This window comes from Acinetobacter sp. AG3 (assembly GCF_022343575.1).
GTDB lineage: Bacteria > Pseudomonadota > Gammaproteobacteria > Pseudomonadales > Moraxellaceae > Acinetobacter > Acinetobacter guillouiae.
The window spans coordinates 2,865,676-2,878,230 of sequence record NZ_JAKQZD010000001.1; the positions used below are offsets into that span (position 1 = coordinate 2,865,676).

Annotated in this window: 12 protein-coding genes; 6 read left to right on the plus strand and 6 right to left on the minus strand. The window is 43.7% G+C overall.

Annotated features, from left to right (window positions below):
• Positions 1-16 precede the first annotated feature (16 nt).
• From L3V46_RS13380 to L3V46_RS13395, 4 genes are read right to left on the minus strand one after another with little or no spacing between them, the layout of a single operon-like run.
• Positions 17-856, minus strand: coding sequence for a MurR/RpiR family transcriptional regulator (locus L3V46_RS13380; RefSeq protein ID WP_004721513.1), 840 nt, complete (start codon positions 854-856; stop codon positions 17-19).
• A gap of 39 nt (positions 857-895) precedes the next feature.
• Positions 896-1,543 (minus strand): HAD-IA family hydrolase, encoded by a 648-nt coding sequence (locus tag L3V46_RS13385; protein ID WP_004721514.1) that lies wholly within the window; start codon positions 1,541-1,543, stop codon positions 896-898.
• A gap of 16 nt (positions 1,544-1,559) precedes the next feature.
• Entirely contained in the window at positions 1,560-3,077 is a 1,518-nt protein-coding gene (gene xylB, locus L3V46_RS13390; RefSeq protein WP_239045960.1) for a xylulokinase, read from the minus strand.
• Between the two features lie 3 nt (positions 3,078-3,080).
• Entirely contained in the window at positions 3,081-4,565 is a 1,485-nt protein-coding gene (locus L3V46_RS13395; protein ID WP_239045961.1) for an NAD-dependent succinate-semialdehyde dehydrogenase, read from the minus strand.
• A 291-nt stretch (positions 4,566-4,856) separates the two neighbouring features.
• Here L3V46_RS13395 and L3V46_RS13400 point away from each other — a divergent pair, with 291 nt between their 5' ends.
• From L3V46_RS13400 to tatC, 6 genes are all read left to right on the plus strand, one after another.
• Positions 4,857-6,002: a fumarylacetoacetate hydrolase family protein gene (locus L3V46_RS13400; protein WP_239045962.1), complete on the plus strand. Its 1,146-nt coding sequence runs from the start codon at positions 4,857-4,859 to the stop codon at positions 6,000-6,002.
• On the plus strand, positions 6,002-6,955 hold the full coding sequence (locus L3V46_RS13405) for a C-terminal binding protein (protein WP_239045963.1): 954 nt from the start codon (positions 6,002-6,004) through the stop codon (positions 6,953-6,955). The genes L3V46_RS13400 and L3V46_RS13405 overlap by 1 nt, the downstream gene beginning before the upstream one ends.
• A gap of 25 nt (positions 6,956-6,980) precedes the next feature.
• Positions 6,981-7,742, plus strand: coding sequence for an SDR family NAD(P)-dependent oxidoreductase (locus L3V46_RS13410; protein ID WP_239045964.1), 762 nt, complete (start codon positions 6,981-6,983; stop codon positions 7,740-7,742).
• A gap of 560 nt (positions 7,743-8,302) precedes the next feature.
• Positions 8,303-8,521, plus strand: coding sequence for a Sec-independent protein translocase subunit TatA (tatA, locus tag L3V46_RS13415; protein ID WP_239045965.1), 219 nt, complete (start codon positions 8,303-8,305; stop codon positions 8,519-8,521).
• Between the two features lie 17 nt (positions 8,522-8,538).
• Entirely contained in the window at positions 8,539-9,021 is a 483-nt protein-coding gene (tatB, locus tag L3V46_RS13420; RefSeq protein ID WP_239045966.1) for a Sec-independent protein translocase protein TatB, read from the plus strand.
• Positions 9,018-9,803: a twin-arginine translocase subunit TatC gene (gene tatC, locus L3V46_RS13425; protein WP_239045967.1), complete on the plus strand. Its 786-nt coding sequence runs from the start codon at positions 9,018-9,020 to the stop codon at positions 9,801-9,803. Before tatB ends, tatC begins: the two co-directional genes overlap by 4 nt.
• 100 nt (positions 9,804-9,903) lie before the next feature.
• Here the strand turns inward: tatC and L3V46_RS13430 are convergent, their stop codons facing one another.
• Both L3V46_RS13430 and L3V46_RS13435 read right to left on the minus strand, forming a co-directional pair.
• Positions 9,904-11,019: an NAD(P)-dependent alcohol dehydrogenase gene (locus L3V46_RS13430; RefSeq protein ID WP_239045968.1), complete on the minus strand. Its 1,116-nt coding sequence runs from the start codon at positions 11,017-11,019 to the stop codon at positions 9,904-9,906.
• 33 nt (positions 11,020-11,052) lie between these two features.
• A complete protein-coding gene (locus tag L3V46_RS13435; protein ID WP_239045969.1) occupies positions 11,053-12,507 on the minus strand; it encodes a benzaldehyde dehydrogenase in 1,455 nt (484 codons plus the stop codon).
• Positions 12,508-12,555 lie beyond the last annotated feature (48 nt).

Sequence of the window (12,555 nt, forward strand, 5' to 3'; positions counted from 1 at the left end):
GCTGTTTTTTAATCGATCAAATCTTGTCCGTGTGCCATAAATCAAGCGCCGGCAATTGATCAGGAAATTGACTACCACTTGCGATTGCAATGGCAGTGACTAACATATTGGTCACCAGATGATGGTTCAGACGTGAAGCCAACGGCGTCATAAGCTCGGTATGCTCATAAGGCTGCACGGCAATCAGCACATCTGAAATCTGTGCCAATGGACTATCATGTGCCGTAATCGAAACCACTTTTGCACCACGTTTACGGGCAATGCTTGCAATCTCAACCATTTTACGTGTATGTCCAGACTGCGAATAAATCAAAATAACTTCTTCAGGTCTGGCGCTATCGGCATGAATACGTTGGTGCTTTGTGCCAAGCAAGGCCTGACAGCGGATACCCAGTCGTTGAAATTTATGTTCTGCATCCACAGCATTAATTTCAGACATTCCTGTGGCATAAATGCCAACCCAATTTGCCGCTTGTAGGCAACCTGCTCCAGCCGTGATTTGCTCTGGCACTAAATCTTCAGCCAAGCGCTGAATTGCATTCAGTGAATTACGACAGGTTTTCCGCACAATATTTTCAATACTGTCATTGGGAATAATTTGCTCATAAGCAAATGGTGCAGATGGCACTAAGCTCTGCGCCAACTGAAGTTTTAAATCCTGATAACCCTCAAAACCAAAACGGCGGCAAAAGCGCATAATGGTTGGATCACTGACAGAACAGACTTCAGACAGACTCGCCATACTCATCTGGATCACTTCAGATGGTGATGTCACCACAAAATCAGCCACACGTCGTTCAGCACGATGCATATTTTCACTTTCTTGAAGAATCCGCTGTAACAAACTGACGGTCATACCACTACACTCCTAGCCGCCACTTGACAGCACATCAAATCAAACTTGTAATAAATCCGCCAAACGACTTAAACGTTGCTTGGCAGAAATTTCTACTTCTGGGCCACCGCCCCAAGGTACAACAAAAAAAGGCACATCGGCACCCACTGCAGCTTGTTGATCAATGGGTGTATCGCCCACATATGCCCAGCCACCAGAAACCAAATTCATCGCGTCCGCCACAGCCAACAAATGTTTTGGATCTGGTTTACAGGCAGGTACCGCATCCGCACCCAAGGCCACATCAAATAATTCAGACAAGCCCAATTGCTGCAACACTTTAGCAGTGATTGCATGGGTTTTGTTGGTACAAATGCCCAATTTTATCCCAGCCGATTTTAACGCCTCAAGATCTTCACGTACGTGTGGAAAAATTCGGGTATGCCCCGCAGGATTGGCCAGATACGCCTGTTGGTAACATTGTAGAGTTTGCTGTAATGTTACTTCGTCATAGGCAACATCCAATTCATCTAAAATATCGATAATCAGCCGACGTGGGCCATTGCCAAGAAATTTTTCAACAAAATGCGCCTCAAGCTTGGGCCAACCATTTTGAGCAAAGCCAATATTTAAAGCCTCCGCAATATCAGGCGCACTATCAATCAGCGTGCCATCTAAATCAAAGATAAATGCAGAATAAGCAGTCATAAAAAACTCCTGAGAATTATTGGTCAAAAATTGGAGAACTTAACGCGGTAAGCGTTTGCCCCAATACGGGATAGAGACTGCGATACATTTCATGCGCTTGTGCATACACCTCAGTGACTGCCAAATTTGGCTGTTCTCTAGAAATTGCCCGAAAGTTTTTGATCGCACTCTGTGCATCGGGCCAAACCCCCATTGCCAAGCCAGCAACCAATGCAGCACCAAAGGCGGCACCTTCAGCAGCACCATCGGTCGTCACCACCTCACAACCAAATACATCGGCCTGGATTTGTCGCCAAAGGGTAGACTTTGCGCCGCCCCCAGAAGCTTTAATCACATGCTTTTCAATCCCTAATGGCTGCATTAAGGAATACATATCCGCCAAGGCATGCACCACCCCTTCCATCACAGACCGAGCAACATCACCACAGTCATGTCGTGCAGTGAGACCGATAAGTGCACCACGCGCTTTAGGGTCGGCATGTGGGCAACGCTCGCCATACAGATAAGGTAAAAACAATAAGCCCTTTGCACCCGCCGTACTCGCTGTTGCTTTGGCAACAATTTGTTCAAATGAAAGATGTTGCCCGTCAGCAATATGACAAAAATTCTCACGAAACCAATTCATTGCACTGCCAGCATTGAGGGAGACACCCATACAATGCCATTTATCAGCAGCCACATTGCAGAAAACCTGCAAACGACCTTTCGGGTTTTCTTGTGCTGTATCTAAGGCAGCAGCGAGGATCCCACCTGTACCAAGTGTGGTTTGCAATTCACCCGGCTCAATCACCCCAGAACCAAAAGTCTGAATTACCGAATCTCCACCCCCACCCGCAACAGGCAATCCTTCTGGAAGACCGAAGAGTGCTGCGCCTGCTGCTGAGACGCGTCCTGAAATCACCTGTGATTCAAATACCGGTGGGAGTATTGCAGGGTTAATTCCTATCTTTTCAATCAAGCCCATCGCCCATTGTCGTGCACGCACATCAAACAAGCCTGTGCCAGAAGCATCAGAAACTTCAGTGGCAATCACCCCAGTCAGACGTAAACGCAAATAATCTTTCGGGTTCAGCATGCTACGCATACGCGCAAACAGTTCAGGCTCATGGCGTTGCATCCAAAGAATTTTGCCACCGGTATAGCCCACCAACATTCTGTTATTGGTTGCTGCAAGCAATCCATCTAAGCCACCAGCAGCCACGACAATATCATCACATTCAGCTTGATTACGTTGATCATTCCATAAAATGGCTGGGCGTAAAACTTGCTGTGAAGCATCAAGTGGAACCAAACCATGCATCTGCCCAGACAAGCCAATACACAATATTTGCACTGGAGGCGCTTTGGCCAATGCCCCTACGACAGCCTGACGTGCACCCTCCACCCACAATTCAGGATCTTGCTCTGTCCAACCTGGTCGATGTCTAGACAATGGATAAGTTGCGATATCGGCTGAAACAACTTTTCCTTCAATATCGATCAATAAAGCCTTACATCCTGAAGTTCCTATATCTATCCCTAGAAGTACTTGCATAAATCAATTCTCCACGCCGTGGTGTAAACGAATATGTTTGAAATTAAAATATTCAAGCAATCCTTCACGACCATGTTCGTAGCCAACACCACTCTGCTTACGACCACCATAAGCAGCATTCATTATTCCAGCATCAACGTTATTGATCGCAACATTGCCATAGTCAAGACCCGCTGAAACCCGATGAATTTCTGTCAAATTTTGAGCATAACAATAAGCCGCTAAACCATAAGGCGTATCATTGGCATAGCTGATTGCCTCATCCAAATCATCAAAAGGCGCAACCCCAACCAAAGGACCAAACGTTTCTTCGCTCATGACTTGCATACTATGCTTACAATCCGCGATCACAGTTGGACGAAAAAAATGTCCTTTGGCATATTGAGTCCCCTCTGGTGCTTTACCACCAGCCACTAACCGTGCGCCTTTAGCCAAAGCATCTTGGAGATGGATACGCGTTTTATCCAAAGGTTCAGCAGATGCCATTGCGCCGAGATCAGCAGCTGGATTTTCCAAGCCATTATCGACACTCAATGCATCAGCTGCCGCTGCAAGTTGAGTAACAAACTCCTCATATACTGCGCGATGCACATAGATGCGATTAATCGCAATACAGATTTGTCCACAATTACGGAAGCTACGACGTGCTGCACCTTTGACCGCTGCATCAAGATCGGCACTCGCAGTGACAATCATTGGGCAATTGCCACCCAACTCTAAAGACAGACGTTTCACTTGTGGGCAGCTTTGTTGAATATGTAAACCCACTGCACTTGAGCCCGTAAATGCAATTTTATCCACTTGCGGATGCTCGACCAGTGCCTGCCCCACTTGTGAGCCTTTACCTGTCAATACATTGACTACACCTGCAGGAATACCTGCTGCATGACATTTTTGTGCAATTGCCAAAGCAGTAAATGGCGTCAATTCAGCAGGTTTAATAACGATGCTACATCCAGCAGCAAGGCTGGCACATAATTTCCATCCCACCAACTCAGCGGGATAGTTCCACGGTGTAATTGCAGCAACCACTCCAATCGGTTCACGTACCACTAAACTTTGAAATCCTTGTTGATCATTGGGAATAATTTCACCATGCACTCGCGTGGCTTCTTCAGCATAAAAATGACATGCTTCAGCGAGTTTTAGAATTTCACCTTTTGCTTCATTAACAGGTTTGCCTTGCTCCGCTGTCATGATCATTGCCATATTTAAGGCATCCGCAGCAATAAGGTCACCTAAACGATGCAAAGCGATCGCACGCGTTTTTGGCACAAGCTTAGACCATGAAGCAAATGCATGACGTGCAGCAGAAACAGCCGCATCAATCTCATCCGTTGTTGCTGCAGCAATATGACCAATCACCTCACCCGTTGCAGGGTTTAGCACAGGCAAGCGAGACCCTTTGCCTTTAGAAAATTTTCCGTCGATATATAAAGTACTGTCGAGTACAGCGATTGATTCAGCTAAAGCATTATTTTTCATCATTTACTTCACGCCTTCCTATGCGAGTAATCTTGTTATTCATTGTTAAAATATATAGTAATACTATTTTTATGCAAGAATAATTTATAAATTATCTAAAAACCCTTTGGAAAAACATCAAAATCAACAATAAAAATAAAATAATTTATAATTAAAAAACAATTATGTAAATACATAATTTATTAATATAAGCGAATAATCTCTGCATATACTCAATACACTACTTGACCAAAGCTAAAATTAAAAAGTAGTATTACTAGATAGAGCAAATGATAAACAAAGGAAGGATTCTCCATGTTACCCACATCACTCAACAGCGCCAAATTGGTTGGACGTGTTTGGCTTCCTCACAAAGGGCCATCGGTTGTCATCTTACGTGACAACATAATGATTGATGTCACCGAGTCGGTCATCTCAATGGCTGATTTTCTTGACCATGATCCTGCTGGTCGTTTTGACCAACTCACAGGTGAAGTACTTGGAAGAGTTGAAGATTTGGTGCTTGATCCTACCGAAATGGGTTACCACGCAGATCGTCCTTGCTTACTTGCACCCTGTGACTTTCAATCCTTAAAAGCATGTGGGGTTACTTTTGCCAAAAGTATGGTTGAACGTGTCATCGATGAACGAACCTCGGGTGATCCTGCTCGTGCCGAAGCATTACGTCAACGTATAGGTACACTAATCGGCGGCAGTTTATCGAATATTCAAGCGGGTTCTGAGCAAGCAGCCGAAGTTAAAGCGACCTTGATCGCCGAAGGTTTATGGTCACAATATCTCGAAGTCGGGATTGGGCCAGATGCCGAAGTATTCACCAAGTCACAACCCATGTCTGCTGTAGGTTATGGTGCACAAGTGGGAATTAATCGGATTTCAGCATGGAACAACCCTGAGCCAGAAATAGTGTTGGCGGTGGATAGCCAAGGCAATATTCGTGGTGCGACGCTGGGCAATGATGTCAATCTACGCGATGTTGAAGGTCGTTCAGCGCTATTACTCGGCAAGGCAAAAGACAATAACGCATCATGTTCAATTGGCCCGTTTATTCGTCTATTTGACTCAGATTTCACCCTTAGCGATATTGAGAATGCCACGCTTCACATGTCTGTAACTGGTGTAGAAGATGGTTTCAGCATGTCGGGACACTCCAATATGGCGGAAATCAGTCGTAAACCCGCGCATCTGGTCGCACAAACCTACAATGACTCGCATCAGTACCCAGATGGCTTTATGTTATTTTTAGGCACAATGTTTGCGCCAACACAAGATCGAGAAGGTCAAGGTTCTGGCTTTACCCATAAACCAGGTGACGTGGTCGAAATCTCGACTCCGCTTTTAGGCACATTACGTAACACTGTTGTTTATGCTGATCAAGCACAACCATGGACTTATGGAACCCGTGCACTGATGCGTAATTTAGTAAAACGAGGAGTGCTCTAATGAAATTAGTGGTCACTGATCAAGCCTTTGGCAATACACGACATGAGCAAGCAGCTGCGCAAGTTGCCGGGGCAAGTTTTGCAGCATTTCAATGCCGTAGTGAAGCAGAAACAGTACAAGCCGTTGCAGGAGCAAATGTAGTACTCAACAACTTTGCACCAATGACCCATCGTGTGATGCAGGCCATGGCAACTGGTGCAACCATTGTACGTTATGGCGTTGGTGTCGATAATGTTGATCTCGTCGCCGCAAAACAACTTGGGATACAGGTATGTAATGTGCCAGATTATGGTATTGAGGAAGTCGCTGATCATGCGGCTGCCATGACCTTGATGATGGCTCGTAAACTCAATCAGTATGACCAAGGTATCCGCGCAGGTGAATGGAAGATCGACCAGATGGTTACAGGTATTCGTTCGTTGCGTAATACCACTGTAGGTTTAATCGGGCTGGGACGTATTGCGAAAGCTTATGCCTCACGCCTCGCAGCCTTTGGTTGTCATATGATTGGCTTTGACCCATATGTCACTGAAGCGCAAGCAAAAACACTAGGCGTTCACCTGATGTCACAGGATCAAGTGATTTCTTCTGCCCATGTTTTATCGCTACATGTTCCACTGACCCCAGCAACACGTCATTTGATTGATGCTGAGGCGATGGCAAAAATGCCTCAAGGTTCAATCATTATCAATTGCTCAAGAGGTGGACTGATTGATGAATCAGCATTAGCCACAGCCTTGCTCAGTGGACAAATCTCAGGCGCAGGACTCGATGTCTTTGCACAAGAGCCATTACCAGCAGACTCGCCTTTACGTACAGCACCTCATTTAATCATGTCACCACATGCAGCGTTTTTTTCTGATACATCGGTAGATACCTTACAGCGCTTAGCCGCTGAAGAAGCATTACGCAGTTTACGTGGTGAACCGTTACGATGCCCACTCATCACATAAAATGGAAAAGACAAAGAGAAAAGATATGGATTATCGCAAGAAAATGGACTTAAGCAATAAACTGGCACTGGTCACAGGTGCAGGTCAAGGCATAGGTGCAGCAATTGCTGAAGCACTTGCTGCGACAGGCGCCGAAGTTATTTGTACCGACATCTTACTGGATCGTGCAACAACAACTGCACAAGCGTTGAAGGCCAAGGGCTATCTTGCACGTGCGGAAAGCTTAGATGTCACGGATAGTGCAGCGATTAACGCGCTTGCTCAAGCATTACCAGCGCTGGATATATTGGTATGTAATGCGGGCATTGTGACAAACACCCCAGCTGAGCACATGACAGATGAGGAGTGGGATAATGTCATCAACATCAACTTGACTGGCATCTTTAAGACTTGTCGTGGCTTTGCCCGTCAAATGCTGGATGCTGGGCGAGGATCGATTATCAATATTGGTTCAATGTCAGGACAGATTGTCAACGTGCCACAACCGCAATGTCACTACAATGCCTCAAAAGCAGGCGTGCATCATTTAACGAAATCTCTTGCAGTTGAATGGGCTCAACGTCATATTCGAGTGAATGCTGTTGCCCCCACCTATATTGAAACACCGTTATTAAAAAACCTTGAAAACCAAGATCACTTAGTCAATCAATGGCTGGATATGACACCAGCTAAACGTATGGGGCAAGCGCATGAAATTGCGTCTATTGTGCAATTTCTGGCTTCAGATGCCTCAAGTCTAATCACAGGTTCAATCATTACAGCAGATGCTGGCTATACCTGTATTTAAAATCAACACGCTCAATCCGATCTATTAAGCTTGGGCCTAACTCGAAAATAAAGGAAGATGATCTTATTCAAGCATTGGAACAGAATCAGATTATGGGGTATGGTACAGATATAGTGGATCAGCAATCCAGTTGAGCGGCTTGTTGTTTAATCAAGCCGAATAGCCCAAAGCAACTCAAGCCTCATCTGCTTAATTTATCCATTACAGGAGAGATGACTAAAACAACCACTGAAACATAGCAATGATTATTTTCAACGCTATTTCGATATTAAAAGACGATTTAAACAAGAATATCCCAAGGATTAAACGGAATTTAATTGACTGGACAAACAAAGTGAAAAGGATGCTGAAAGAGAAAAAATTCTTGTGAATTTATTGAAATTTTCTCTTTTAAAAACTTAACTTATAACCTACTCGCTCAAAACCTATTAAATGCACTGCTTTTAAATGTAAGACCCTAAATGATTAGGTTATTTAAAACAATGAATTGAATCAATGGATGTTGATCTCAATACAGTAAAAATCAATTCTCATGGACAGGAATAACAAGGGAGAAGACTATGGCTGGTTTATCAATTTGGCATGTGATCATTTTTGCAATTGTGGTTATTTTATTATTCGGGACATCTAAGCTTAAAAATATTGGTAAAGATGTTGGCGGCGCAGTCAAAGACTTTAAAAAATCGATGCGTGAGGAAGAAAACATCGTATTAAAAGAGACTAACACGCTTGAACATGAGGAGACTAAGAAACCATCCGACTCAACCATTAACAGCTAAGTTTAGGGATGATATAGATGTTTAATGTTGGAATGTCTGAACTTTTTGTGTTTGGCATTATCGCTCTTCTGGTGCTTGGACCAGAAAAACTGCCAGAAGCCGCTCGTTTCGCGGGGAAATGGTATGCCAAACTCATGCATTTTGTGAACAATGCCAAACAAGATATTGACCGTGAACTCGGGTTATCCGAACTGCGTGCGCAAGTCCAACAAGAAATGCAGCGTATGGCCGAGCTTGAACAAAAAATGCAATCTCAACTTGCTGAACTTCGGCAGCAAACAGAGGCAAGCGACGCTAAACAACAGCTACAGAGTAGCGCTAATGAAAAAAAAGCAAATTTTAACAGTTTGATTTATTGTGATTTGTTGAGTAATCAAGCGTATTACTCAGTATTTACACCCTATTATTTACAAAACTATTTACAGCATCAACAAGCATCTGATGATCATCAGACAGAGCCTAAAGCCTCATCTCCGGTAAAATTAAAGGTGATCGCATGAATACACAGCTCCCTCAATCTTCATCACCCGCTGTGATTGCAAAAGACCTACCGTCTGAAGAACTACAGCAAATGCCACTGATTGAACATTTGGTGGCGCTTCGTCAACATTTGTTTAAAACGGTAGGGGTTCTATTCGCACTATTTTTTTGTTTATTGCCTTTTGCCAATCGAACGTATCAACTACTCTCAGAACCGTTAAGAGCACAGCTTCCTGCCAATTCATCCATGATCGCAACAGATGTCACCGCAACATTTATGGCACCCTTTAAGCTTAACTTTTTTGTGGCGATTCTGCTGGCAATGCCTTTTATTATTTATCAGCTCTGGAGTTTTATTAAACCCGCACTTTATGAAAAAGAAAGATCACTGGCACTTCCCTTACTGTTGGGTAGCATCCTATTATTTTACGCAGGGATTGCCTTTGCTTACTTTATTGTACTGCCTGCTATTCTGCACTTTTTCATTAGCGTCTCTCCCGAAACCGTCGCACCCATGACCGATATCAATAGTTATCTCAGCTTTTGTTTAAAGTTATTTTTGGTGTTTGGGGTAACTTTTGAAATTCCAATGATCACACTTTTATTGATTTTGATTGGTGTGGTTAGCACTGAGAGTTTAATTGCAAAACGCCGCTTTATTATAGTGGGCTGTTTTTTTATCGCTATGTTTGTAACACCACCTGATGCAATTTCCATGATTATGCTTGCGATCCCAATGTGGTTATTGTTTGAGCTGGGTTTATTGTTTGGAAAATTACTGGAAAAGCGAAGAAAGCTCTAAACTCATCCTGTCACCTTAAAAAACTCAACCAAAAATTTAAACCCCAAAACGCTTAAAATCAAAGAAATGGCATGCTCATCAATGAGCATGCCATGCAAGATTATGCAATTTTAATAATCGGTTTGAGTGTAATACCCTTGTGACTATCTATCGCAGCTTGATTGATTTCATCAAATGCATAGAATTTTACAAGTTGGTCAAATGGAAATTTCCCTTGTTGATATAAGCGGACTAACTCAGGGATAAATTTCTTGGGCGAACCACTCCCCTCAACGACACCTAAAATAGTTTTCCCACCCAATAACAGATCATTTACATCAAATTGTGCAGTTGTGCCTAATTGAGGTGCACCTACCACGGCGATTTTGCCTAAAATCCCCAGTGCATCAACACCTTGTTTTAATATCTCAGGTCGCCCAGTAGATTCCAATGCAAAGTTGGCTCCACCATCGGTAATCTCTTTAATCACTGCCACAGGATCTTGAGTTTGACTATTGATCACATGAGTTGCACCCAGTTGTTTTGCCAGCTCCAAACGAGATTCAACAATATCAACAGCAATAATGATCGAAGCACCACACACTTTTGCCGCAAGTAAAGCACTCAGACCAACAGCGCCAGCACCCCAAGTCACAAAACTACTGGCAGGTGTCACTTTTAAAGCATTTATACATGCACCAGCACCTGTTTGAATACCACAACCTAATGGTCCTAATAGTTCAATTGGTACGTCTTTGGTCACTTTAACCGTGTTATTTTCACGACTTAAAGCATAGGTTGCAAAGGAGGATTGGGCAAAAAAATGATCATTAACCACGCCATGATCATGGGTACAAAGTGCATGTTGTCCTTCTGAGTCTGCCCCACTAAAATTTCGTCCAAAAAACTCTGAACAATAGGCAGGATTTCCAGTATTGCATTGGGTGCATTTTCCACAATACCCGTAACTTAAGACCACATGATCGCCCACTTGAAGCTCAGTTACATTAGGACCAATCGCCTCGATAATTCCTGACCCTTCATGTCCAAGAACAGCAGGCAGCGGAACCGGATAATATTGATCACGTACAATCAAATCGGTGTGGCACATTCCTGTAGCAACCACTTTTACCAATACTTCATCACCTTGCGGCTGACGTATTTTTAAAGTTTGCAGCTCAAAGTCAGCACCTTTACATGGGGTCACTGCGGCAATAATATCTTTTAATTCACTCATGGTATAACGTCCTGTAATGATTTATTTAATTGTTTAAAAAGGATAATGTGGCGCTTGAGCCTGTACAGTAATCCATTGCCATTGGGTAAATTCATCGGCATTGGCAGGGCCGCCAATACGCGTACCATTACCTGATGAACCAAAACCACCAAATGGATTGACCGTTTCATCATTTACGGTCTGATCGTTGATATGTAGCAAGCCCACTTTAAGCTGCGCACCGAGTTGCATACCACGTCCCACATTGGAGGTAATAATGCCTGCTGAAAGCCCATAATCGCCATCATTGGCTAGTTCAATGGCCTGTTCATCTGAGCTAAACGGGATCAATACCGCAACAGGACCAAAAATCTCCTCACTAAAAATCGAATTGTTTGCAGTCACATCGGTCAGTACAGTCGGTTGAAAAAACACCCCATCAGCATGTCCACCGATTTCCAATGTTGCGCCTTCATTAACCGCAGCGCTGACTAATTGTTCTACACGTTGCGCTTGTTTGGCATTGATCAATGGCCCAATGGTGACATTCTTGTCACAAGGATTGCCCACCACAAAATTCTGCACTTTTTCAATGACACGCTGTTTGACCTGTTGATAAATTTTTTGGTGAATCAAAATCTTACCAGAGGTCATACAAATCTGCCCAGAATGTAAAAATGCACCCCATGCAATATTTTCTGCTGCCAACTCAATATCCGCATCATCCAGAATAATCAGTGAGTTTTTCCCACCCAGTTCTAGAGAGACTTTCTTTAAGGTCTTTGCCGCATTCGCCCCCACAATCCGTCCAACTTGAGTTGATCCCGTAAATTGGATACTGGCAATATTTTTATCCAAAGTCAGTGCTTCACCAACTTCGGCCCCACCTGGCAATACATGCAGCAGCCCCTTTGGCAATCCTGCAAGTTCAAAAATCCGTGCAATCGCATAGCCACTGCACACTGCTGTACGCTCATCAGGTTTTAACACCACCGCATTGCCAAAGGCCAAAGCAGGTGCCACAGCACGTAAAGCTAAGTACAGTGGAAAGTTAAATGGAGAAATGACCCCAACAACACCTAAGGGCAAGCGTTTCGCCATACTTAATTTGCCATTTTGCGTAGGTAATAATGTGCCCTGTTCAGTTGCAGGTGAAGCAATACAATGTTTAAGCACTTGAATCGCAATACTCACTTCAAAGCCTGCTTTCAGTTGTAACGAGCCACTTTCCTTAACCAGCCACTCAATCACTTCCGCTTGATTTTCTGTCAGTAAAGCAGCAGCTCGCTCAAACACTGCCTGACGCTCTTGATAATTTAAAGCCCACCACTGTTGTTGAGCGGCTTTGGCTTGTTGTGCAGCACTCACCACATCAGTGGCAGTGGCATAACCGATTTCACCAAGCACTTGACCTGTTGCAACCTCAATCACACTGTAGGTGTCTTGGGCTGACTGCCATGAACCGTTAAATAATTTTTTATCCAAAACTTCTTTTGTGAATATAGACATGATGACCTCTTCAAAATTTATTTAGACAATTGCTTTACTGTTCCAACT